Below are 25,191 nucleotides of genomic sequence, written 5' to 3' on the forward strand. Positions count from 1 at the left end.
ATTTATCATTATCATTTTAAAAAAAAATTTTAACTTGTAATTACTTTTTATTAAATTGATATTCTTTCAATTTTTCCAGAGGTACTGATTCTAAGACTACAATATTCGTTGATTCTAATATAACTTTTGGTGCAAGACCGTCTAATAATGCTTGCTTCCACCTATCAAGGCAAATACACCAATGATCACCATCCTTTAGTCCTGGGAAAGAATAAATAGGCATGGGAGTTATTAAATCATTACCTTGTGATTTACTATATTTCAGGAAATTATCATCCATTACACAACATATTGAATGATTCCCTCCATCATTTTTGTCATAGTTGCAAAATCCATCCCTGAACCACCCTGTCATAGGTGAGCAACTACAAACCTCAATTTCTTCTCCAAGGACATTTAACTGATTTTGATTATTTATAGTCATAGAATTTTTTAATAATAATAAAACACCAACATTTCTTTAAAAAAGGTTGACGAGTATGGGGGGTGAGGAGGTAATAATTCTAATAAGGTTTTTTTCAATATGGATTGGGACTTTACTGAAAACATTGCATTTAAAGCTCTTTATGAAGCTTTTAAAGATAGTGATGAAACCTCCGCATTAGAATTTTTATCTAGTGATGGTGCTTCATATTATCTTGAGTTAACACAGGATGCCGCGGGTGAGGGAATTGATCTGGGTGATAATGAAACGATGGAGGAACTACAGGAAGAAATTATTGAATATTTAGAAAACAACTAAAAATTTAGCTTAAGCGCTGAAATATTTAGCTTTTGAGTGTAGTGAAATGATAGCTGTAGTACTTTGTTCTGGATGGAGTTGTTCAGATTCATCCATGGTCAAGTTTATTCTTTTTGCATCCAACAATGATAATTGTATGTTTGAATCAGATACTTTTGGACATGCAGGATAACCAAAGGAATATCTAGCTCCTCTATATTTTTGAGCTAGTATTTCTCTATTTTTGTCTGGTTCTTCAGACCTAAAACCACATTCAATACGAATTAATGCATGCACATACTCAGCTAGAGCTTCTGCTAATTGCACTGTAAGTCCATGGAATAACAAATAATCGCTATATTTATCTTCTTTAAATAATTTTTGAGAATATTCACTAGCAATATCGCCCATGGTTACTGCCTGCATAGGAAATATATCTATCGGTTTATCATTTTTCAAATCACAATAAAAATCAGCTATGCATAAATTATTCCCAGATTTTTGTCGTGGAAAATTAAATTGGGAAATTTTATTTAATGATTTCTCATCAAATAAGAAAATACTATTATCTATTCTCCCACATCTGAAATATCCATAAACTGCTTTGGGTGATATAAGTTTTTTCTCTATGATTATCTCTAACCATTTATCTAACAATGGTTTAGCATATGAATTTAAATAGTTATTATATTCATCTACGCTTTGGTTTTTTCCTTTTTTTATTTGCCATTGCCCGCTAAATAGAGCTTTTGTATCTAAATAAAATATTAACTTATTTAAATCTATATCAAAATCGTTCAAGACTTTCGTTCCCAAGAAAGGGGCTTGAATTGGATCTTCTTCATTTATAAATTTAGATCTTATAAAATTTTCTTTTAAATTTAATTTGGAAGTCTCGGTATGTATGGATATTGATTTTTTAACTGCTTGAGAGTTGGATTTTGGTGAGGCTAAATTAATATTTATACCCTCATTATTAATGAAACCCTCTGTATTTGACCAATTACCCTTTTTCTTATTATCCATATATTCATTCATAAATTTAAGATCAGTGAACGCATCTTTTCCGTACAATATTTTCCCTTTATATATTTTGCTACAGTCCTCATTTACAAATTTTGGGGTTAAGGCTGCTCCTCCTAATATTACTGGTACACTAATATTTTCATTGTTAAAAGCCTCTAAATTATCTTTCATAAAAGCAGTTGATTTAACAAGTAATCCGCTCATAGCGATGCAATCTGCATTGTGCTTTTTTTGTGCATCTATAATTGCTGAAACATCTTGCTTTATTCCTAGATTTATTACGTCATAACCATTATTTGTAAGTATTATATCTACTAAATTTTTTCCAATATCATGTACATCGCCTTTGACAGTTGCAATTAAGAGTTTTCCATTTGATATTTTTTCATCTACAGTTTCCATATATGGTTCTAAAATTGAAACAGCAAATTTCATTGTTTCAGCGGATTGGAGCACAAATGGCAATTGCATTTGACCTGAACCAAACAAATCTCCTACAACTTTCATCCCATCTAGTAAAAAGGTATTAATTATTTCAAGAGGTTTATATTTCTTTAACGCTTTCTTTAATTGATCCTCTAATCCTATTTTTTCTCCATCAATAATATGATTTTTAAGACTTTCTTCAAGAGATAGCTTTTTATTTTCTAAAGAAGCTTTTTTGAAATCTTGAATAGATAAATCTTGAAAAGCCTTTGTTAATTCTACTAATGGATCATAAATACAAATATCATCTTCAAATTCTCTTTTATCATAAATCAAATCTAAGCAAAGCTTTTTAGTTTCTTCAGAAATTTTTGATAATGGCAAAATTTTATTTGGTGCGATGATAGCAGAATCTAATCCTGCTTTAATGCATTCATCTAAAAATATTGAATTTAGATTAATTCTTGATAATGGTGATAGACCAAAACTAATGTTTGATATCCCAAGTATGATATGAATATCTGGGAAATTTTCACGAATTTTTAATATAGCACTAATAGTTTCTTTAGCGTTTAATCTATCTTCTTCTATCCCTGTAGATATTGGCAAAGCTAATGGATCAAAAAATAGCTCATAATCTGACAAACCACATTCTCTTGTTCTATTAATCGCTCTTTTTACAATCTTATATTTTTTTTCTGAATCCCTTGCCATTCCATCTTCATCAATTGTTCCGACAACAAGACCTGAACCATACCCTATGGCTAAATTTAGAACTTGATCAAACCTTTCATTGCCATCTTCATAATTGGTTGAATTTATAATACATTTACCACCAGCTGACTTTAATCCACTTTCCATTTTGTCAGCATCTGTAGAGTCAATCATTAATGGTAAATTTATATTGGTAACTAGTCTTGAAGTTATTTCTTTCATATCATTTACTCCGTTTCTTCCTACATAATCGACATTTACATCTAGAACGTGAGCATTTTCTTTTTGTTGTTGCTTGGCAATTGCAACTAAGCCATCCCAATCGTCGTTATTTAATAACTCCCTTACCTTTTTCGATCCACTTGCATTTAATCTTTCTCCTACTATCAAAATTGAATTGTCTTGTTTATATGGTACAGAGTTATATATTGATGAGGCCGATGGAATAAAACCGCTTAAATTTTTCTTACCATTGTTGTTAGTTTTTTCATTATCATTAATTTCATCGATTATTGAAGACAGGTATTTTATATGTTCAGGTGTTGTCCCACAACATCCACCTATTAATTGAACATTAAAGTCATATATAAAATTCATTAACTGCATCTTTAATTCTATTGGCTTTAATCTATAGTGAGCTACACCACCAATATTTTCAGGAAGACCTGCATTGGGAATACAGCTTATAGCGAAGGGAGAATTTTCAGACAAATATTTAATATGTTCCTTCATTTGCTCTGGACCAGTTGCACAATTAAGTCCAAGGATATCTATATTAAATGGCTCTAATATTGTTAATGCAGAAGCAATATCTGATCCAACAAGCATAGTACCTGTTGTTTCCATTGTTATAGATACCATTAAAGGTATATCAATATTTTTACTTTCAAGAATTTCTTTTGATGCTAATAAGGCAGATTTAATTTGTAAAACATCCTGACAAGTTTCAATCAAAAGAAGATCAACTCCTCCATCTATAAGACCATAAATTTGTTCTTTATATGATTGCTTTAATTCATCAAAATCTATATGTCCTAAGGTGGGTAATTTAGTTGTTGGCCCAATTGAACCTGCTACAAACCTTGGTTTATCAACTGATGAGTATTTGATAGCAGCTTTTTTTGCTATAAATGCCGCATTTTTATTTATCTCATAAGCCTTATCCGCAATATTATATTCATCGAGAACTATTGATGAGGCTCCAAATGTATTAGTTTCTATAACATGACAACCTGCTTCTAAAAATGAATTATGAACCTTCTGAACTAACTCTGGGGATGATAAAACAAGGTTTTCATTACATCCCTCTAATTCTTTTCCTCCAAAGTCATCTGCAGTAAGATTTAAGTTCTGAAAAGATGTTCCAGTCCCTCCGTCAAAAATAATTAATGGTTTTTCATCTCTATTTAAATAGGTTCTGAAAGATTCCATTTTTAGGTAAGATTATTTTATTTTAGTGAAATTCTTGTTACCCAATTATCATAGTCTTGAGAACGACCTTCTGTTATTTCTATAAGCTTACTTTTTAATTTATTCATTATTGGTCTTTCAGCATTTAATTCAGTTGATTCGATTTTTTTAACTGGTGTAATTTTTGCTGCTGTACCAGTTAGAAAAACTTCATCTGCTATTAATAATTCTGTTTTATCAACAGGCCTCTCAATTACATTTATTCCAAATGATTTTGCTAATTCAATTACACTAGCTCTAGTAATCCCCTCAAGGATATCTTGATCAACGCCAGGAGTGATTAAGTCTCCATTCCTTACAATAAATAAATTCATACCACTAGCTTCGCTTACCTTACCACTTGAATTTAATAGCAGGGCTTCATCAAAACCCGATAAACTAGCTTCTGTTTTGGCTAATGAACTAGTGATATATGCTCCACTTATTTTTCCTCTTAAGGGGAGAGATCTATCTTCTTGTCTTGTCCAACTACTCATTCTACAAGAAACACCATCTGGGGATAGATAATCTCCTAGTTCAATACAATAAATAAAGAAATCTGTTTCAATATTATGTAACCTTGGAGCTATACCTAAATCGCTTGTATATACAAATGGTCTTATATAGATAGGTTTTTCTGGCTTGTTTCTTTTTATAACTTCTTCTAAGGCTTTAAAAATATATTCTTCAGAAATTTCATTTAAGAGTAATTTTGCACTTTGAGATAATCTTTTTATATGTTTATCAGTTCTAAACAAAAGGAATTCTTCTTTGTTTGTTGGGTTAGGTATCGCTCGCATTCCTCCAAATGCAGCAGTACCATAATGTAGTGCATGAGTAGCTATTGATATTTTTGCTTCTTTAAATGGAATACATTTACCTTCGAACCAGGCGTATGGAAGAAATTCATGCATATTTAATTTATTTAATTAAGGTAAACTTGTTTTATCCTACTTACGTATTCTAAACCTTATTTATATATAAAAATGCACAGGATATTAAATATAGCAGGAAATGAAAAGAATAAAGATGATTTAATTGAGCAACCAGCTGCAGATTTTATTTTTATAACAAGTGTCAAGACTGACTTAAATCTTATATCAAACTTATTGATAGAAAAAGAATTTGCTTCATTAAAAAATAATATAAGAGCTTTAGAAATTTCTAATTTAAATTCCTCAGCTCAAATAGATAATTATTTGTTAAAAACAATTAATTATGCAAAAGTTGTCGTAGTAAGAATATTTGGAGATAAAGGTACATGGAACTATGGAATTGAACAACTTTTAAATTGGCAAGCAGTTAATATAAAAAGGAAGTTAGTAATCCTATCAGGTACATTTGATCAGGAAATTTCCTTATGTGAAATAAGTAGTATAGATAAAGATATTGCATTAAATATTTCTAGATTACTAAGATCTGGAGGACTGGATAACTATAGAAAGTTTCTTAATTGTTTAAATTATTTAGTTGTAGATGAAAACTTAATTCCTGATGAGTTTTTAAATATTACTTTTTATGCAGATCCCTATCTACATGATTGGAAAAATGAAAAAGGCGAAAAGATAGGAATAATATCCTATAAATCACTTTTTTTGGCTAATGAAATTGATGTAAACGAGAAACTTAACTTGCAATTAAGAAAATGCGGACTATCTCCTAAAACATTTTTTATATCAACACTAAAAGATCATATTATTCAGAAGAAATTAATAGACTTTTGTAAAAAAGAAGATATTAAACTAATAATTACCACAACTTCATTTTCTTCATCTCAAATCAAAAATAACGATTTAATTGAAAATTCAACAAATATTTTTACTTCTCTTAAAATTCCAATTTTACAGCTACTTTCTTCTAATAGATCAAGAAAAAAGTGGTTAAATTCATCTATTGGAATGAATTCATCTGATTTATTAATGCAAATAATTATTCCCGAATTTGATGGAAGAATTACTACCTGTCCTTCAGCATTTAAAGAAATAATTTCTAAGAAAAATACACTATATAGTGAAATAACTAGTTACAAAGCTGATCAAGTAGGTATTCAATGGATTTCAAAATTTGCAACAAATTATGTGAAACTTCAGAAACTTAATAATTTTGATAAAAGAATTTGTTTAGTAATAAGTAATTATCCAGTAAAAAACGGAAGAATCGGTAATGGCGTTGGACTAAATACACCATCTTCAATAATAAATATTTTTAATTGGTTAAAAGAAGAAGGTTATGACCTTGGATCTTGTAATTATCCTCAAGATTCTGCGGAATTAATGTCAATGCTTATAAAAACTAGAACTAATGATATTGAATCTCAAAACAATAAACCATTAGATTACTTACCACTTAGTGAATATTTAAAATATTGGAATTATTTAGAACTTGATCCCAAAAATATTATTGTTAATCGTTGGGGTAAACCATCTGATGCGATCGATCTAGATAATAAAGGCTTCTCAATAAACGGTATTAGATTTGGAAAAATAACATTATTGATTCAACCTCAACGAGGTTATGACGCTTTCACTGATAGAGATATTCATTCTCCCGATCTTCCACCTCCCCATAGATATTTAGCACAATATTTTTGGATTGAAAAAGTTTTTAATGCAAATGCTATGTGCCATATTGGTAAACATGGGACTGTTGAATGGTTACCTGGAAAATCTATAGGTCTCAGCAATAAATGTTTTCCAAATATTATTTGTCCAGCAATACCAAACATATATCCCTTCATCGTAAATGATCCTGGAGAAGGATCCCAAGCTAAAAGAAGAACTGCTGCAACAATCATTGATCATTTAACTCCTCCTTTGGATAGGTCAGAATTATATGGAAAATATTCAATATTAGAAAATTATTTAGACGAATATTTTGAGGCAAAATTATTAAATTCTAATCGGATTAAAATAATAGAAAAATCTATTTTTGAATTAATTAAAAATGATTTCAGCGAAATTACTTTAAAGAATAAAAATAATCAAATAGAAGAAATTGATTCCTTCCTTTGCAACATTAAAGAATCTCAAATTAGGACAGGTTTGCATATTTTTGGCAATAGGCAGAATGAAATTAATGAAATAAATTTATTCTTGTGTATTGCTAGAGTACCAAATTCCAACCGAATTGGTGTTATTCAATATATAGCAAAACATTTAAGACTAGATTTGAATCCTTGGACAAATCAATATGATCAAATGTTAAGTGAAAAGGATAAAAAAATATTATTGACTTTTTCCAACAAAAACATTTTAAACTTTAGAATGGCTATTGATTTTTTGGAACAACAAGCAAAGTATTTAATATATTTGTTTTTTTACAAAAAGAATACCAATATAAAAAATCTAGATAAATATAAAAATCAGAAAATAATAGATTATTTCTTTAATGAAAAAAAACATACTAAGTATTTTTTATTATTAAAAAAAGAGATTCTATATCCAATCATTAATTCTTCATATAATGAGAAATTATCATTTATGAATTCATTAAATGGACAATATGTAAAAAGTGGTCCTTCTGGAGCCCCTACGAGAGGTAAAACTGAAGCTTTACCCACTGGCAAAAATTTCTTTTCAGTTGATTCGAGAGGTCTGCCAACTGAATCAGCATGGATTGTTGGTTGTCAATCCGCTTCACAAATACTTGATTTATACAAACAAGATAATGGAGAAGATTTAAAAAAAATAGCAATATCTGTATGGGCAACATCTACAATGAGAAATGGTGGCGAAGACATTTGTCAAATACTATATTTATTAGGAGTACAGCCTATTTGGGATGGGCCTTCAAGAAGAGTAGTAGATCTAGAAATAATTCCTTTATCTGTTATCGACAGGCCAAGGGTAGATGTTACATTAAGGATTTCGGGAATGTTTAGAGATGCATTTCCACAGTTAGTTAAATTAACTTCTAAAGCAATAAATCTTGTTTCTAATCTTAATGAGGATGATGAATTTAACCCTCTTGCTAGGGCATCAAGGGATGGTGATTCAATTAATCGTATATTTGGATCAGCGCCAGGTTCATATGGAGCTGGTCTACAAGAACTGATTTCAAATTCTAATTGGGAAAATATTGATGATTTTGGAGAGTCTTTTCTTAATTGGAGTAAGTGGATTTACAGTGATAATCTTGAACCTATAGAGGATAAAAAATCATTAGAAAATGCTCTTAAAAATGTTCAGTTAGTTGTTCATAACCAAGATAATAAAGAACATGATATTTTAGATTCTGATGATTATTATCAGTTTCAGGGTGGATTATCTTCAGCAGTAAAAAAATTGAGCGGTAAATTACCTGAAATGTATCATGGTGATTTATCAAAATTTGGATTATCTAAAATATCAAAATTACAAGATGAAATTAATAAAGTTGTTATATCAAGAATACTTAACCCTAAATGGATAAATGGAATGAAGGATAATGGTTATAAAGGTGCGTTTGAATTTTCAGCTACACTAGATTACTTATATGCTTTTGATGCTTCTACTGAAGTAGTCTCAGATTGGTGTTATGAGGAAGTTTATAAATCATGGTTATGTGATCTGGAACTTAGGAATTTTTTTCTAGAAAATAATCCATGGGCTTTAAGAGATATTGCACAAAGATTTCTTGAAATTGTTAATAGAAAAATGTGGAATAATTGTTCATCAGATGTCATTGATAATTTAAAGAACATAATTATTAATACTGATTCAATAATTGAAAAAAACGAATTCTGAATTATCTACCTAATAGCGAAAGTCCATGACTATCTGTCCCACATGTTTTCAGCATTGAATATTTATCTGCTAATTTATCAATTTCTGAACATACAAATAAACTAGGATTCCATATTTCATTAAGTTCATAATCGTACCAAACCTCTATTCCATCAATACCTTGTATTTTGGCTTCCGGAATTAATTTATAAAAGGGAACCCTGTACCTCGCTGGATGTGCCAGAAATGATAAACCACCAGCTAAATTTATTGCTTTAATAACTGATTTAATATTTAAATCATTACCTATTGGAGATTCTCCAAGGATGTAGGGATTTAGGTATCTACTTTTAATATCTATTCCCAATCCAATTACATGTACTAAACATCCTAGAATCAAACAATTAATTTCTATTCCGGAAATTAATGTAAAAGAATCTTTAGGATATTTTTTGAGTATATTATTTTTTTTAATATATTCATGAGCTTTAATTGTATGATGATCGGTTATAGATAAAAATTTCAAGTTATTTTTATAAGCTTGTTCTAAAAGTTCATGCGCTTCTAGACTTCCATCACTAAATTTTGTATGACAGTGAAAATTAATATTTTTAGGACAACTATCTTTATTAATATTGGAAGTTAATTTTATTAAGTCTTGCCTATTCATTACTTAATGAATTCTCATTTTTCTTTCTAATCTTTGCATATAATTGTATTGTAGCCAACATGAAAATAACAAGTCCAACTACACTCCATGTAGCAATACTTGTTGGAAAATTATTTTTAAAAATAACTAAAAGTACAATTATAAATAATAATAAAGTAGGCAATTCATTTAATAATCTTAGTTTTTTTGCTGAGATGGTTGAGGTACCATTTTGTAATGAATTCATTATTTTATAACAATAAAAATGATAAATTACTAATCCCAAAACAAAAGAAATTTTAATTTGCAACCACTTCTCACTTAACCAACTAGGCTGCATAATAACCATACATATAGCCATACTTATAGCTAATATCATCCCAGGAGTTGTGATTATATTTGCCAGCCTTTTTTCCATTAAGGTGTATTGTTTATTAAAGGCAATTTTTAATGCATTATCCATATTTTTAGATTCTTCATGATATATAAAAAGTCTTACTAAATAAAAAAGTCCCGAGAACCAAACGATTACACCAATAATGTGTAGTGATTTAAACCAGAGATATGCTTCAGCTGTCAAATTACTAGATTAATTTCTAAATATATATTTTTAATATAGTTATAATTAACAATATCAAGAAATCTATTTTTCAAAAATTAATTAATATTTATAACTCGTGAAAATATTCATATATATCATTTACTGAATTTTTTCCAAGTCCTTTAACTTTTGATAAATCCTCTTTAGTAGCAATTCTTATTGCGTCTATTGATTTAAAATGCTCAAGCAATTCTCTTATTCTTGAAGGACCTAAACCACTGATTTGGGACAATTGTGATCTATTCATTCTCTTAGATCTTTTGTCTCTATGAAAAGATAATGCAAATCTATGAGCTTCATCTCTTATCCTTCTTAATAGAAGGACTCCTTTTTGATTTTCATCAGTATCAAGAGACTTTGTAAAGCCTGGAATAAATATTTCTTCATTTTTTTTTGCCAATGAACATATAGTAACTTCTTCTTCAAGATTTAATTCCTTTAATGCTTTAATAGCAGCATTTAACTGCCCTTTACCTCCGTCAATCATTATTAAATCAGGCCAATCTGATAGAAGTTCATTGTCTAATTTGCTATTCGTTTTATCATTTAATATTGAAAAATCCCCTCCGCTTTTTTTAAATCTTGACCATTTTCTAAACCTTCTATGTATTACTTCATATATCGAGGCAAAATCATCACTATGTCCTAAAAAAACGTTTGAATCTTTAATTTTATATTTTCTATAATGCTGTTTAGAAGGAATTCCATCAATAAATACGACTTGTGATGCTACTGGGTCTGTACCTTGAATATGGCTTATATCATAACCTTCAATTCTTTTAGGTTGTTCGCTTAATTCAAGTATTTGGGCAAGATCCTCAATTGATGATTCACTATCTTGAATACCATTCAATATTCTATCTAATTCTAATTTCGCATTTTTTAAAACCATCTCTACAGTTTCATGTTTTTTATTTCTTTTTGGGATTAGGATTTTTACTTTCTTTTTTCTTAGCTCCGTTAACCAATCCTCTATTGTTGATTGTTTTGGAAGACTATATTGAATAAGAATTTCTGAGGGTATCTCTACACCTTCGACATTCATATAATGCTCTTCTAATACCCTTTGTAGAATAAGATTTTCATCTTCATTATTTAGTTTTTGACTATAACCAATTCTCCCAATGAGTTTACCAGATCTCATTTGGAAAATTTGTATACTAGCTACATTTTTTTTTGAAACAATTCCAAAGATATCTCTATTAATTGATGAATCTGGTATTGATATTTTTTGTGATTCAGTTAATAAATTTAAACCTGAAATTTGGTCCCTTATTTTTGCAGCATTCTCATAATCTAAATCATTTGAAAATTGCAGCATTCTTTTTTGTAAAAATATTTCTAAGTCATCATTCCTTCCCTGAAATATCATAGATACTTGTTTCATTATTTTTTTATAATCGTCAGATGATATAACTTCTTGGCAAACTCCTGGACATCTACCTATTGAATAATTCAAACAAGTTCTATCTTTATATACTGGTCTTGGTCTTTGTCTAAGTGGAAATATTTTTTTTATCATAAATAATGTTCTCCTTAATAATCCGACATCAACATAAGGTCCATAATATCTATCTAAATTATTTCTATTTCTTCTTCTTCTTGTAATAAATATTCGAGGATATTTTTCACTCCATGTTATGCAAAGATATGGATATTTCTTATCATCCTTTAAAAGAATATTAAAGTATGGTTTATTTGTTTTAATTAAATTTGATTCTAAGTTTAATGCTTCATATTCGCTATCCGTGACTATAATTTCAATTTCAGTTATTTGACGAACCATCAAACTTAATCGAGGAGTTAAATCTGAATAATTATTGAAATAACTACTTACCCTACTGCGTAGTTTTTTAGATTTACCAATATAAAGTAAGTTATTATCTATATCTTTAAAAAGATAACAACCAGATGACTTTGGAATTTCGGATAATCTTGATTTTAATAACTCCTTATTATTAATTAATTTATATTCAATTTTAAAATTATATTTGTTTTCTATTGTTTCGATTGAGGAATTACTCATTTATATTGATTAACCTCCATAATTCCAGCCAGTTGATGATAAATTTAGCGAGTCAACATCGTTATTCAAGTAAGCAGATTTAACCTCTCCTACAAAAACTGTATGGTCTCCATGAATAACACTTCCAACAACATTACATTCAACTCCACCCACACTATCTACTAAAATAGGCAATCCAAGCTCACCTAAATTAAATTCAACAGATTCAAATCTACCTCCTAATGCTTTTTGGGGTTTAAAAAAAACAGCTGCTAGATCCTTTTGATCACTTTTGAGCACATTTAATGAGAACTTATTGGTAGACTTTATTATCTCATGACTAGAACCCTCTGCTCTAACTGCCATTACAACTAATGGGGGAGTGAAGGAACCTTGAGTCACCCAACTTGCAGTAAATCCATTCACTTCATTTTTATCCTCGTCTCTAACGCCACAAATAAATAATCCGTGAGGTATTTTTCTTAATAAGATTTTTTTTGCTTCTAGATTTAATGTCATAATTGATTTATCTAATAATCTTATTTTAACTAAATTTCTTATTCGATCATAATAAATTCATGAAAATTCTTTATCCAGGTACATTTGATCCTTTAACTAACGGGCATCTTGATTTAATAGAAAGGGCTGAAAAAATATTTGGCAATTTAGTAGTTGCTGTTTTAGAAAATACTTCTAAAACCCCAACATTTACTCTTCAAAGAAGAATAATACAAATTAAAAATTCTCTTTCTCATTTACCTAATATTGAAGTTATTTCTTATTCTGGACTTACTGTTGATTGTGCAAATGATCTAAAAGCTAATCTTATTCTTAGAGGCTTAAGAGCAATGAGTGATTTTGAATATGAACTTCAGATTTCTCATACAAATAAATCTCTTAATAACAATATTGAAACTATATTTCTATCGACAAATACAAATTATAGTTTTCTTAGTAGTTCTCTAGTAAAAGAAGTGGCAAAATTTGGGGGTGTAATTAATCACATGGTACCCCCCTCTGTTGAAAAGGATTTAAAAGAATATTTTAAATAATATTTTTATTAGCATGATTTCAAGTAATAAACATCACGTAATAATTTAAAAGCTTTTTCCTTATCAATATTATTAGAATTTTGTATGATGCTTACAATTATTGGCTTTTCATTTTTATACAAAAAGCCAGATAATGCAAAGACATTTGAAAGAGTCCCAGTTTTTCCAAAAAACTTTCCAGATAATTCACTATTAACATATCTTTTAGCTAATGTTCCTCTTATTCCCATAATTGCAAGTGAAGATTGATAAGCTTTAAAATCATTAGAATATCTCATTTTATCTAAAAACAATACAACTAACTTTGTTGTAATTTTATTTTTTCTAGACAATCCACTAGCATCTGCAAAGTATGTATTAGTTACTGGTAGGCCTTTATTTTTAAGCCATTTTTTCAATTTTATATATTCATTATTGTTCCATGTATTTGAGGCGTTTTTAAAGAGAGATTCAGCTGTAAAATTATGGCTTTCAGAATTTATTAAAGTTAATAAGGAAATAATTGGAGTTGAATATATTTTATTTATCTCTGAAATATCTTTTAAATAAAATGTCTTTTTTGAATCAAAAAAATTTATATATACTTTTGAATTTGGAAATTTATTTTTTAAATAGTTTTCAATAAAATTTTTTAATGCATAAATATCTTCATAGTTATTGTGATTACTTTCTATTGCTAGAGATGTAATTGGAGATCCATATTCGTAAAGTTTATCAGTATTTGTCCATCCAATTGGCCAATATAATTTTGAATCAATTTCTACAATATTGAAGTTAATAATTTTGCTTTCTTTAACATTTGAAACTAGTTCGATTATATGTTCATAATTTAAATCTGGATCACCTTGACCAAGCAAGTAATAATTGTTTTTATTTTTTTTTAATAAGGAAGTTTTTAAATTATTATTTAATTTATATTTACTTAAGACATAAGCTGATGAGAATAATTTTTGATTTGATGCTGGCAACCTTAGAACTTCATCATTATAGGAACTAATTATTTCCCCTTTATTATTAATAATCGATACACTAAAAGATTCATCAAGTGTTTGATTCAATAAAGCATCATAAGTAGGACATTTTTTATTTTTAGTAATTAATCCAGGGAAATTAAAATAAATACTATTTAAAAAAGTTATTTTCTGTTTTGCTATTAGATATCTTATTAATATAGAAGATGATCCTAATACAAAAACAATAAAGAAAAATGAATAAATTTTTTTTATCACATTCAACCTATAAATTTACAAAAATAGATTCATTATCCGGTTTAATTTCAAATTCTTTTTTAAAATAATATTTTTTGCTTTCTTCTTTAAAAAGCAACCAGTTATTTGGATAAATATGCATAAGAGCAGCTTTATTTAAAGGCTGAAGAAAATAAATATTTTTCCATGTTTTGACGAATTTTTTACGTCTCTCTCTAATAACGCTTCCTATTCCAATATTGGCATCTTCAAATTTTGGATTTAATGAATAATGCGTTCCATGATAATTATCAGACATTGGTTCAAATGAATCGAAATCATATGGCTGAGGTATTATCGATATCATTACACTATCAATATTATTTATATTATTTGATTGATTAAATGATTTAAAAGTAAAGATTTTATCTTTGATATCTGGATAGTCCCTTTGAGCCAAAGCAACAGCACCTTGATCAGCAAATGTTATGAATACATTTTTATTTTTAGATAATATCTTGTAGATAGTTATTCCAATTCTGTTAAACTTCAATCCTTCAAAATTAAATTCTATAGTAAATCTTTTATTTGAATCTAATAAACTTTGATTAATTGCATCCTCCATATTCTTAAGAGATTCATTTAAATCTTTAGGTAGTCTATAGTTGGTTTCCATTAAAATTTGTCAATACATATTTGAATAAGTTCTAAAAATTTATCTATTTCTGACTTATTGTTTATTGAACCTAAACTAACACGAATATTTGAATATAGTTCATCATCTTTTAAACCAATATTTTTAAGTGTTGAGCTAGGTTTCCCAGATGAGCTTGAACAAGCACTTCCACTACTTATTGCTATTTTATTTTTTGACATGAAATTAATAATCTTATATGCCCTTATTGGCGCAAAAAGTTTATTTAATAGTAGAAACGAAATATGATTGGGAAGCCTATGGTTAATACTTCCAGTAATCTTTATATGATTATTATCAGTAATTTTTTGAAAAAAATAATTTTTAAGTTTATTAATATTATTAGATGGAAATTCAGTTATGTAATCATATACTTTTATTTTTCCTTTAATATTCTTTAATGATTCATACATTCCAGCGATTAATGGCAAAGCTTGTGTACCTTGTCTAATTGAAAATTCCTGAGTAAGTGATATGTCTTTATTTTTTAAAATTTGTCTAGACTTTTCTTTTGTTAAAAGGATACCGATACCTTTTGGCCCTCCAAATTTATGAGCAGATAAACTTAAAAAATCACATTTAAGATCTTTCCAACTGAATATTCCATTACTTAATATTTGAGTTCCATCTAAATGAAACATTATATTTAATTCTTCACATTTGGAACCTATAAATTGAACAGGCTGTATTGTCCCAATTTCACTTTGTCCCCAAATAATTGATACAAGCTTAGTATTATTCTTTAAAATTTTATGGATATTAGCAATATTTAAAATTCCATCATTATTTACCGTCCATTCGTAAATATCCCATTTTTGTTTCCTTAGTTTATTAGCACAAATAGTTGTTGCTTGATGTTCAACATTTGAGATAACAACTCTACCATTTTTAAAATTCTCATAAATACTATTAAATACAATATTTGTTGATTCCGAAGAACCAGATGTAAAAATTATATCCTCTGGATCTGCTTCAAATATATAAGCAATTTTAGATCTAATTTTTTCAAGATATGTGGAACATCTTATCCCTAGCTCATATGTAGATGAAGGGTTATGCCAATAATTCCTATAAGTTGAATTAATTATATTTAAAACATTCTCAGATAATGGAGTTGTGGATGCATTATCTAAATAGATAAAATTATTTTCCATTAATTTACTAACATTGAGCCTGAGAAAACCTTTGTAGCATTACCGGTCATCATGACTTCACAATCGTCTTTTGACCAATCAATTTTAAGATTACCTCCTGGCAAATTTACTATGGTTTGAGAATTACAAAGACCTAGCTTGTAAGCTGCTACATGGATAGCACAGGCACCTGTTCCGCAGGCCAAGGTTGGTCCTGCACCTCTTTCCCATACTTTTACTTTGATATTATCTCTATTTAAGATTTGACAAAAATGAACATTAGTTTTTTCAGGGAATAATTCATTTTTTTCAAATAAAGGACCAAGTCTGGAAAGAACAATTGAATCTATGTCTTTTAGAAAGAATATTAAATGAGGATTCCCCATCCCTACGGCATAACCCATAGTATTGAAATTTTTTTCAATAAATTTGTGTGAAGGAATTGAATTGATTTTTTTTTCAATGGTTGTTGGAATATTATGACTTTCTAAAATTGGAACTCCCATTTTTACTGTAATTTCATCATTTATATATTTTGCAATTTTTAAACCTGCTTTAGTCTCAATTTTATATTCTATATTTTTATTATTCATTGAATCATTCAAGTGGAGATACTCAACTAAACACCTAATTCCGTTTCCACACATTTGTGCTTCAGAACCATCAGAATTAAAAATTATCATTTTTGCATAATTATCTTGATTAGGTTCTTCTATAAAAATCACACCATCTGCTCCAATACCAAATTGCCTATTGCAAATTTGTTGTATATCAAATATTTTATTTGTCTTGTAATTTTTATATAAATCATTTCCTCTACAATCAATTACTACGAAATCATTTCCGTTACCTTGATATTTTTCAAAAGTTATATTTTTCATTTGTAGTTAATATATTTTAAATTTTAATTATAAATTATTCCTTTTAACAATCTATTTCTATTTTATACAATGGATATTAAAATAATAATTTAACAAATAAAAATTAAGTGATTTCTCCCGATAAACAATATGAGACTGATACCAATTTATATAATCCATCTGAAATAGAAAAAAAATGGCAGTCAATATGGACAGATAACAATTTATACAAAACTGATGAATTAACTGAGAATAGCGATAAATTTTATGCCTTATCAATGTTTCCCTACCCCTCGGGTAATCTTCATATGGGACATGTTAGAAATTATGTTATTACAGACTTAATAGCTCGGTTCCAAAGGTTTAAGGGCAAATCTGTATTACATCCAATGGGTTGGGACGCTTTTGGTTTGCCTGCTGAGAATGCAGCGATTGAAAGAGGTATTAGTCCAAGTGTGTGGACTAAAAAAAATATTTCTCATATGAAGTCACAATTAAAGCTTTTGGGACTATCAGTTGATTGGGATAGAGAATTTGCAACTTGTGATGAAAATTACTATGTTTGGACACAATATCTATTTTTAGAGTTATACAAGGCAGGTCTTGTATATCAAAAGGAATCAGAAGTTAATTGGGATCCGATAGATAATACAGTCTTAGCGAATGAACAAGTTGACTCAGAGGGTAAATCTTGGAGATCTGGGGCACTAGTTGAAAAAAAATTATTAAAGCAGTGGTTTTTAAGGATTACTAATTATGCGGATGAGTTATTGAAGGATTTAGAAAAATTAGATAATTGGCCAGAAAGAGTAAAAATAATGCAAGATAATTGGATTGGAAAGTCAATTGGTACAAATATTAATTTCAATATCAATATCAATCCAGAAGAGAAAATAACTGTATTTACGACAAGACCAGATACTTTATTTGGAGTTACTTATTTAGCAATTTCTGTTAATCATTCATTAATTAAAAATATTTCTGATAAAGAAACAATACAAGATATAGAAAATCTTAAACAATATTTGAAAAATAATAAAAATAATGATCTTGAAAAAATTGGAATAAAAACTAGATTTTTAGCAATAAATCCAGTTAATTCTGAACCTATTCCTATTTGGGTGGCAAGTTATGTTCTTGATGAATATGGTACAGGCGCTGTTATGGGCGTGCCAGCTCATGATCTAAGAGATTTTGAATTTGCTAAGAAAAATAATATTGATATTAAAAAGGTAATATCAAAGGATAAAAGTGAACAAACTATAGAACTTGATGAAGCTTATGTAGAAAATGGATATCTTATTAATTCAAATCAATACGATGGTTTAGAAAATACTATTGCTAAATTAAAAATTTCAGAGGAGGGAGTAAATATTGGATGGGCTGAAAATAAGATTCAATATCGTTTAAGAGATTGGTTAATATCTAGACAAAGATATTGGGGATGTCCTATTCCCATCGTTAATTGCAAAAAATGTGGATCTGTTCCTTTAAAACAATCAGATTTACCTGTTTCATTACCAAAAGATATAGATATCTCGGCTAACAAGATTAATGCTTTAGGTGATAATAATAATTGGATAAATACAACATGTCCAAAATGTGGAATAGCGGCAAAAAAAGAAACTGATACTATGGACACTTTTATGTGTTCATCATGGTATTTTTTAAGATATCCATCTTCAAAATGTTCTAATAAGCCATTTGAAAAGATTGAAATTAATAAGTGGTTGCCTGTAGATCAATATGTTGGAGGAGTAGAGCATGCAATATTGCATTTGTTATATGCAAGATTTTTCACTAAAGCTTTGCGGGATAATGAACTATTTGAAATTGATGAACCATTTAAAAAACTTTTAACGCAAGGAATGGTTCAAGCGGCAGCCTATAAAAACAATAAAACGGGTAAATATGTTTCTCCTTCCGATATTACTGATCTATCAAATCCTACAGATCCAATGGACAATACCAAACTTGAAGTTCTTTTCGAGAAGATGTCTAAGTCAAAATATAATGGAATAGACCCTGAATCAGTAATTAAAAAATATGGAGCAGATACAGCAAGAATGTTTATATTATTTAAAGCGCCGCCAGAAAAAGATTTGGAATGGGGAGATACAGATGTTGAAGGACAATTTAGATTTTTAAGCAGGATTTGGAAGCTTTATATAAATTGTGCAAAAGATATAAATAGTAAATCTAAATCTTGTCCAGATAAAGAAAAAAGTTTAATAAAGTCAATGAATATAGCTATAAAAGAAATTTCAAATGACATATTAAATAACCAATTTAATACTGCGATCTCAGAACTAATGAAGTTTTATAATTCTTTATCAAATTCCATTAATGATGTAAACAATAATTTAAGAATTGAGGCTTTAAAAACATTTTGTATTTTGTTGGCTCCATTTGCCCCTCATATTGCAGAAGAAATATGGCATCTTATAGGATTCAAAAAATCTGTGCATTTAGAACACTGGCCCTCATTTAATGCAGAGGCACTAAAGGAAGATTCATATGAACTGGTAATACAAGTGAATGGAAAAGTTAGAGACAAAGTAAATATTAATAATGATATGAATGAAGATCAAATTAAAGAATTGACTCTTAAAAGACCTAATATATTAAAATGGACTCAAGATAAGGAAATAAGAAAAATAATTATTGTTAAGGGAAAAATTATTAATATTGTTGTTTAAGAATTTATTTTTTGAATAACTAATGAATTTGGATTTGACCAATCGCCTTTAACTAAATAATTATCATTACCGAAACACATTTCACGTAGTATGAAAAATATTGGTTCACTCACTGAATTATCAAATAATGATGTTATGTCATTTATAGAATATTCTCCACCTTCATCTAATATATTACATACTTTTTGTTGATACTCAATAATATTTGCGGCTGCTTTCTTTCCAGCTTCAACTCCTGGTTGATCATATGCATTTATATTTACCAATTCAGCGTAGAAGGATACGGCCCTCTCAAATAATGCGATTAATGCACCTAGTGAAAAACAATTTAACTTTTCTAACGTAATAGTGATACTTTGTCTGTTTTCACTAGATAGTGCTGATCTGGTTCCCTGCAAAAAACCAGAAAGATATTCTTTAGGATTCTCTTTTTCATCAAAAATATTAGTAGATGGAGAATCTAATAATTCAATAAAAATACAAAAGAAATTATCAATACCATCTCTCAGTTGTTGAACATAAGCATGTTGATCTGTAGATCCTTTATTACCAAAAACGGAAATACCTTGATTAACTACTTCACCATTCCTACTAAATTTCTTACCTAATGATTCCATTACTAATTGCTGGAGATATTTACTAAATACCTGTAATCTATCTCTATATGGCAATACGACCATATCCCTCTTTCCAATACCATCCCCAGTTAAATACCATGCGGATGATAATAATGCTGCTGGATTTTTTTTAAAATCACTTATACGTGTGGCCTCATCCATTAATGATGCACCTCTAATAAATTCAAATATATTTTCATTAATAAGAGATAATGGAAGCAATCCCACAGAGCTTGTAATACTAGTTCTTCCCCCAACCCAATCTTGCAAATTAAATATTTTTAACCAATTTTCAGAAGTGGCTTTTTTAAATAACTTACTATCTTTCATGGTTATAGCTATAGCATTCGAATTCCATTCAAGAGAATTGTTATCGCAGTAACTTTTAATAATGTCCATAGCAATTCTAGGTTCAGGCGTACCTCCTGATTTGCTAACTACTACAAATAATGTTGTTGATAATTTTTCAGATAACTCTTCTAACTTTTCGCTAATTAAAAAAGGATCAACATTATCGATATAAGAAAAATTTAAGCCTCTAGAGCACTTCTGCAGTGACTCTGTAATAAGTAATGGTCCTAAACCACTTCCACCAATTCCTATCCATAGAACATCCGTATACTGCTGATTATTCTTATTATTAATATCTCCATTTAAAATTTGTTTTCCAAATTCAGAGATTGCATTAATATCTGCACTAATTTCCTCTCCTATTTTTGAAGAGGGTGAAATTGATGGATTTCTAAGCCAATAATGCCCAACTTGTCTATTTTCATCAATATTTGAAATTGCACCATTTTCTAATTCTTGTATTGATGAAAAAACATCTATAAATTTATCTTCTAAATTTTTTATCTCTTTACTTGTAAAATTAATTTTGCTTATGTCTAACCAAATATTTAATTTTTTATCAAACCAAAGATAATTACAAAATTTATCCCAAGAGTTTAAATCTCCATTCATATTATATATTTGTTTCTTTTATTTATTATTCAATTATATCTATACGAATAGTACAAAGATTTGAATCATTTAAATTTGTTTAAATTTTTATCTTCAAATAAATATGTTTTTGAATATAAACAATTAAATTTGAGGTTTTTTTTTATTTGATATGAATTTATCATTGGATAAAATAAAAAACTTTGGATAGATCATTTAATTACATAATTTCGCCTGAGTTAACTGAATTTAGAAGATTTTCACCAAAATTAAGAATAGGTGTACTTGCTTCTGGGAAAGGAACTAACTTTCAGGAATTAATTAATCTTTCAGAAAAAGGAGAATTAGATATAGATATAAAAGTTCTAATAACTAACAAAGATGAAGCCGGTTGTATAAAAAGAGCTGAAAGTAAAAAAATACCTCACAAAATTATAAGAGGCAAAGACTTTCCGCAAAAAGAGTCATTTGAATTAGAAATTGTGAATACTTTAATTAATTACGATGTTGAACTTGTGGTTATGGCAGGATGGATGAAAATTGTTACTCCATTTTTAATCAACAAATTTAAAAATAAGATAATAAATATTCACCCTTCATTACTTCCAGCATATAAAGGTGGCTCTGCGATAAAGGACTCTATATTGAATAGTTCAAAAATAACTGGTTGTTCAGTACATTTTGTTGAAGAGGAGGTAGATAGTGGAGCATTGATAATGCAAGCTGCATTGTCAATTAGAGATGATGATGATATTGAATCACTCTCCAAAAGAATACAAATGCTTGAGCATAAAATTTTACCTCACTCAATCTCACAAGCTGGTTTTTTGATAAGAAGTAATCTTATGGAAAATTATTAGTAAAATCAAGGCCTTCATCCATTGACAATCCACTCATAATATTTAAATTTTGAATTGCTTGGCCAGTCTGACCTTTTAACAAATTATCAATTACAGATAAAATAATAATCCTTCCATTTCGAATATCAACTTTAACAGAAAGGAAAATTTGGTTTGTATTTTTAACCCATTTTGTTGAAGGGTATGTATCTACAGGTAATACTTTAATATTTTTGAAATTTCTATAATAATTATCCAAAAGAATTCTGCAATCATCAGAAGTTAAGCCTGGATCTCTTAATCTCCCATATATAGTCGAATGCATACCCCTTGAAATTGGAACCAAATGAGGTGTAAAAAGCAGTTCAATTTTATTTCCAGAAATTAAAGATGCTACTTGCTCGATCTCTGAGGTATGTCTATGGTTTATCAATCCATATGCTGATAGACCTTCACCACATTCTGATAAGAGTAGCTTTTGGTTTGGTTCTCGACCTCCTCCAGAGGTTCCGCTTTTAGAATCAATTACTATACCTTCATTTTCAATAATTCCTTGCGAAAGATAAGGAACTAATGGAATAAGAGCAGATGTTGGATAACATCCTGGACAGGCAATTAATCTTCCTTTTGAAATGGCTTCCTTATTTATTTCAGGAAGACCATACACTGCCTCCTTACATAAATCATCATCATTCCTTTTATAAATAGCAGCTTCTTTGGAATATACTTTTTTCCATTCAGCTAAGGATTTATATCTGTAATCAGCTGATAAATCAATAACTTTAATTCCTCGATCTAATAATTTCCTTGTCAAAGTTGAAGATAGGCCATTTGGTAAGCAAAGCAAAGCAACATCTGAATTTTTTGAAATATTATCTACTGAAATTTCTTCTATATAAGGATCATTATCCAGAGAAATAAAAGGGAAATTATCATTCCACTTAGATCCAGATGTTTTATTACCTCCTAAAAATGAAATTTTATATTTTTTATTTTTCTTTAAAAGATTTACCGCTTGAATACCGCCGTAACCAGTAGCACCTACTATTGCAACATTCATTTCTTTGAATTGGCAGACTTTGAGATAGGATTATAAAGTGTTGAATTTAAGGTAACTAAAACACTATTTTTCTATATTGATAGGAATAATGAAAGAAACAAGTCCCAAATCAAATAATGGAACAATTTTGGATATAAATGAATCTTTTAAAATTGAATTTGATCCTATTAGCGATGCGTTGGCAGCTATAAGAAATGGTGAATGCATAATCGTTGTAGATGATGAAAGAAGAGAAAATGAAGGAGATTTAATATGTGCTGCTCAGTTTGCAACTCCACAGCAAATTAATTTTATGGCTACTGAGGGACGTGGTCTCATATGTCTAGCTATGCAAGGTGAAAAACTTGACTCTTTAGATTTACCATTAATGGTAGATAGAAATACAGATGAAAATCAAACAGCTTTTACGATCTCAATTGATGCTGGACCTGAAAATAATGTTACTACTGGAATTTCTGCTGAAGACAGGGCAAAGACAATACAAGTTGCTATAAACCCAAATACAAAACCTGAAGATTTAAGGAGACCAGGACATATTTTTCCATTAAGAGCTAAAAAAGGTGGAGTATTAAAAAGGGCAGGTCATACCGAAGCAGCAGTAGATATTGCAGCAATGTCTGGTCTTTATCCCGCTGGAGTGATTTGTGAAATACAAAATCCAGACGGTTCCATGTCAAGACTTCCCCAACTTAAAGAGTATGCAAAACAGTGGGGAATGAAATTAATATCCATAGCTGATTTAATAAGTTATCGGTTTCAAACTGAGAGATTTGTATTTAGAAAATCTGATGCTGTTCTTCCAAGTATTTTTGGTAATTTCAAAGCTTATGGATATGTTAATGAACTTGATGGTTCAGAGCACGTTGCATTAGTTAAACAAAAATCATCAAAACTAAGCGAACCTGTACTAGTTAGGATGCATTCAGAGTGCTTAACTGGCGATGCATTTGGATCATTACGTTGTGATTGTAGACCACAGTTGGAGGCTGCTTTATCAAGGATAGAAAAGGAAGAAGAGGGAGTTGTTGTTTACTTAAGACAAGAAGGCAGAGGTATTGGTCTTATAAATAAATTAAAGGCATATAGTTTGCAGGATGGTGGATTAGATACTGTAGAAGCTAATGAAAAATTAGGTTTTCCAGCTGATCTCAGAAATTATGGAGTTGGAGCACAGATATTAACCGATCTAGGAATAAAAAAACTAAAATTACTTACAAACAATCCTAGAAAGATTGCTGGATTGGGTGGTTATGGAATAGAAGTTATCGAGAGAGTTCCATTAGTAATTTGTCCAAACGATAACAATGCAGAATATTTGAGTGTTAAAAAAACGAAGCTAGGCCATATGTTTGATGAAAATAATTCTAATTTTAGAAATATCGATCCATTTATATCAATTTTTCTTGACGGAAAATATAAATCTATTGATCTAGTTCCAATAAAAAATAACGTTATTAAATTCTGTAGTGATCAGAACATTAATATTAAACTGGAAAGTACGACAAGATTATTGGCTTTTTGGAATCGACCAAAATTAGTTTGGCGAATATTACATGATCAGAATAGAACCAATTCCAACATTACTGATGAAGAAATAAGGAATATAGAATTATTTATTCAATTTTTATCCAATTATGAGAATAGTACAAAGATTGGAATTATTGTTTCTAGAAACATTGAACAAGCATTACACCCAAAAAGTAGCATCAAATTAATCAATACTAAATTTACTATTAATAATGAAATCTTATATTCATCTACTAGAAAATTTAATCTAGATAAAGAGACATTCAGTATAGTTTTTGAAAGCTAAA

General features: G+C 28.9%; 19 protein-coding genes. 6 read left to right on the top strand and 13 right to left on the bottom strand.

Going from position 1 to position 25,191, the window contains the following annotated elements; translation table 11 throughout:
* Positions 1-40 precede the first annotated feature (40 nt).
* Positions 41-424 carry a DUF2237 domain-containing protein gene (locus tag JJ842_00510; GenBank protein ID MBO6970393.1) on the bottom strand — a complete coding sequence of 128 codons (384 nt, stop codon included), beginning with the start codon at positions 422-424 and terminating at the stop codon, positions 41-43.
* 99 nt (positions 425-523) lie between these two features.
* Here JJ842_00510 and JJ842_00515 point away from each other — a divergent pair, with 99 nt between their 5' ends.
* Positions 524-742 carry a hypothetical protein gene (locus JJ842_00515; protein ID MBO6970394.1) on the top strand — a complete coding sequence of 73 codons (219 nt, stop codon included), beginning with the start codon at positions 524-526 and terminating at the stop codon, positions 740-742.
* A gap of 9 nt (positions 743-751) precedes the next feature.
* On the opposite strand, the gene metH is transcribed toward JJ842_00515, so the two are convergent.
* Positions 752-4,318, bottom strand: coding sequence for a methionine synthase (gene metH / locus JJ842_00520; protein ID MBO6970395.1), 3,567 nt, complete (start codon positions 4,316-4,318; stop codon positions 752-754).
* 17 nt (positions 4,319-4,335) lie between these two features.
* Entirely contained in the window at positions 4,336-5,250 is a 915-nt protein-coding gene (locus JJ842_00525; protein MBO6970396.1) for a branched-chain amino acid transaminase, read from the bottom strand.
* A gap of 72 nt (positions 5,251-5,322) precedes the next feature.
* On the opposite strand from JJ842_00525, the gene cobN reads away from it, so the two are divergent.
* A complete protein-coding gene (gene cobN / locus JJ842_00530) occupies positions 5,323-9,060 on the top strand; it encodes a cobaltochelatase subunit CobN (protein ID MBO6970397.1) in 3,738 nt (1,245 codons plus the stop codon).
* 1 nt (position 9,061) lies between these two features.
* Here cobN and JJ842_00535 read toward each other — a convergent pair whose 3' ends face one another.
* The 4 genes from JJ842_00535 to JJ842_00550 form a co-directional block, all read right to left on the bottom strand.
* Positions 9,062-9,709: a PHP domain-containing protein gene (locus JJ842_00535; protein ID MBO6970398.1), complete on the bottom strand. Its 648-nt coding sequence runs from the start codon at positions 9,707-9,709 to the stop codon at positions 9,062-9,064.
* Positions 9,702-10,268 (bottom strand): protoporphyrinogen oxidase HemJ, encoded by a 567-nt coding sequence (hemJ, locus tag JJ842_00540; protein MBO6970399.1) that lies wholly within the window; start codon positions 10,266-10,268, stop codon positions 9,702-9,704. Before hemJ ends, JJ842_00535 begins: the two co-directional genes overlap by 8 nt.
* Positions 10,269-10,356: 88 nt before the next feature.
* Positions 10,357-12,315: an excinuclease ABC subunit UvrC gene (gene uvrC, locus JJ842_00545; GenBank protein ID MBO6970400.1), complete on the bottom strand. Its 1,959-nt coding sequence runs from the start codon at positions 12,313-12,315 to the stop codon at positions 10,357-10,359.
* A 9-nt stretch (positions 12,316-12,324) separates the two neighbouring features.
* A complete protein-coding gene (locus JJ842_00550; protein MBO6970401.1) occupies positions 12,325-12,813 on the bottom strand; it encodes a flavin reductase in 489 nt (162 codons plus the stop codon).
* Positions 12,814-12,872: 59 nt separating this feature from the next.
* On the opposite strand from JJ842_00550, the gene coaD reads away from it, so the two are divergent.
* Positions 12,873-13,346 (top strand): pantetheine-phosphate adenylyltransferase, encoded by a 474-nt coding sequence (coaD, locus tag JJ842_00555; protein ID MBO6970402.1) that lies wholly within the window; start codon positions 12,873-12,875, stop codon positions 13,344-13,346.
* An 8-nt stretch (positions 13,347-13,354) separates the two neighbouring features.
* Here coaD and JJ842_00560 read toward each other — a convergent pair whose 3' ends face one another.
* From JJ842_00560 to JJ842_00575, 4 genes are read right to left on the bottom strand one after another with little or no spacing between them, the layout of a single operon-like run.
* Positions 13,355-14,575 (bottom strand): D-alanyl-D-alanine carboxypeptidase, encoded by a 1,221-nt coding sequence (locus JJ842_00560; protein MBO6970403.1) that lies wholly within the window; start codon positions 14,573-14,575, stop codon positions 13,355-13,357.
* A 7-nt stretch (positions 14,576-14,582) separates the two neighbouring features.
* Positions 14,583-15,209: a DUF1995 family protein gene (locus JJ842_00565; protein ID MBO6970404.1), complete on the bottom strand. Its 627-nt coding sequence runs from the start codon at positions 15,207-15,209 to the stop codon at positions 14,583-14,585.
* Positions 15,209-16,381, bottom strand: coding sequence for an aminotransferase class V-fold PLP-dependent enzyme (locus JJ842_00570; GenBank protein MBO6970405.1), 1,173 nt, complete (start codon positions 16,379-16,381; stop codon positions 15,209-15,211). Before JJ842_00570 ends, JJ842_00565 begins: the two co-directional genes overlap by 1 nt.
* Positions 16,381-17,241, bottom strand: a complete 861-nt coding sequence (locus tag JJ842_00575) for a diaminopimelate epimerase (protein MBO6970406.1) — start codon at positions 17,239-17,241, stop codon at positions 16,381-16,383. The genes JJ842_00570 and JJ842_00575 overlap by 1 nt, the downstream gene beginning before the upstream one ends.
* 107 nt (positions 17,242-17,348) lie before the next feature.
* Between JJ842_00575 and JJ842_00580 the strand changes: the two genes are divergently transcribed.
* Positions 17,349-19,919 carry a leucine--tRNA ligase gene (locus tag JJ842_00580; GenBank protein ID MBO6970407.1) on the top strand — a complete coding sequence of 857 codons (2,571 nt, stop codon included), beginning with the start codon at positions 17,349-17,351 and terminating at the stop codon, positions 19,917-19,919.
* On the opposite strand, the gene JJ842_00585 is transcribed toward JJ842_00580, so the two are convergent.
* Positions 19,916-21,499, bottom strand: coding sequence for a glucose-6-phosphate isomerase (locus JJ842_00585; protein ID MBO6970408.1), 1,584 nt, complete (start codon positions 21,497-21,499; stop codon positions 19,916-19,918). The genes JJ842_00580 and JJ842_00585 overlap by 4 nt on opposite strands.
* Before the next feature lie 182 nt (positions 21,500-21,681).
* Between JJ842_00585 and JJ842_00590 the strand changes: the two genes are divergently transcribed.
* Positions 21,682-22,338, top strand: a complete 657-nt coding sequence (locus JJ842_00590) for a phosphoribosylglycinamide formyltransferase (GenBank protein MBO6970409.1) — start codon at positions 21,682-21,684, stop codon at positions 22,336-22,338.
* Here the strand turns inward: JJ842_00590 and JJ842_00595 are convergent.
* Positions 22,322-23,377: an N-acetyl-gamma-glutamyl-phosphate reductase gene (locus tag JJ842_00595; GenBank protein ID MBO6970410.1), complete on the bottom strand. Its 1,056-nt coding sequence runs from the start codon at positions 23,375-23,377 to the stop codon at positions 22,322-22,324. The genes JJ842_00590 and JJ842_00595 overlap by 17 nt on opposite strands.
* Before the next feature lie 133 nt (positions 23,378-23,510).
* On the opposite strand from JJ842_00595, the gene ribA reads away from it, so the two are divergent.
* Positions 23,511-25,190, top strand: coding sequence for a bifunctional 3,4-dihydroxy-2-butanone-4-phosphate synthase RibB/GTP cyclohydrolase II RibA (gene ribA, locus JJ842_00600; GenBank protein MBO6970411.1), 1,680 nt, complete (start codon positions 23,511-23,513; stop codon positions 25,188-25,190).
* The last annotated feature ends 1 nt before the right edge of the window (position 25,191 follow it).

This window comes from Prochlorococcus marinus CUG1433 (genome assembly GCA_017644425.1).
Classification (GTDB): domain Bacteria; phylum Cyanobacteriota; class Cyanobacteriia; order PCC-6307; family Cyanobiaceae; genus Prochlorococcus_A; species Prochlorococcus_A marinus_U.

What these genes read in the sequence shown, in the direction of transcription:
- JJ842_00510 (MBO6970393.1), bottom strand. Translation starts at nt 424, where the DNA reads ATGACTATAAATAATCAAAATCAGTTAAATGTCCTTGGAGAAGAAATT.
- JJ842_00515 (MBO6970394.1), top strand. Translation starts at nt 524, where the DNA reads ATGGATTGGGACTTTACTGAAAACATTGCATTTAAAGCTCTTTATGAA.
- metH (MBO6970395.1), bottom strand. Translation starts at nt 4,318, where the DNA reads ATGGAATCTTTCAGAACCTATTTAAATAGAGATGAAAAACCATTAATT.
- JJ842_00525 (MBO6970396.1), bottom strand. Translation starts at nt 5,250, where the DNA reads ATGCATGAATTTCTTCCATACGCCTGGTTCGAAGGTAAATGTATTCCA.
- cobN (MBO6970397.1), top strand. Translation starts at nt 5,323, where the DNA reads ATGCACAGGATATTAAATATAGCAGGAAATGAAAAGAATAAAGATGAT.
- JJ842_00535 (MBO6970398.1), bottom strand. Translation starts at nt 9,709, where the DNA reads ATGAATAGGCAAGACTTAATAAAATTAACTTCCAATATTAATAAAGAT.
- uvrC (MBO6970400.1), bottom strand. Translation starts at nt 12,315, where the DNA reads ATGAGTAATTCCTCAATCGAAACAATAGAAAACAAATATAATTTTAAA.
- JJ842_00550 (MBO6970401.1), bottom strand. Translation starts at nt 12,813, where the DNA reads ATGACATTAAATCTAGAAGCAAAAAAAATCTTATTAAGAAAAATACCT.
- coaD (MBO6970402.1), top strand. Translation starts at nt 12,873, where the DNA reads ATGAAAATTCTTTATCCAGGTACATTTGATCCTTTAACTAACGGGCAT.
- JJ842_00565 (MBO6970404.1), bottom strand. Translation starts at nt 15,209, where the DNA reads ATGGAAACCAACTATAGACTACCTAAAGATTTAAATGAATCTCTTAAG.
- JJ842_00570 (MBO6970405.1), bottom strand. Translation starts at nt 16,381, where the DNA reads ATGGAAAATAATTTTATCTATTTAGATAATGCATCCACAACTCCATTA.
- JJ842_00575 (MBO6970406.1), bottom strand. Translation starts at nt 17,241, where the DNA reads ATGAAAAATATAACTTTTGAAAAATATCAAGGTAACGGAAATGATTTC.
- JJ842_00585 (MBO6970408.1), bottom strand. Translation starts at nt 21,499, where the DNA reads ATGAATGGAGATTTAAACTCTTGGGATAAATTTTGTAATTATCTTTGG.
- JJ842_00595 (MBO6970410.1), bottom strand. Translation starts at nt 23,377, where the DNA reads ATGAATGTTGCAATAGTAGGTGCTACTGGTTACGGCGGTATTCAAGCG.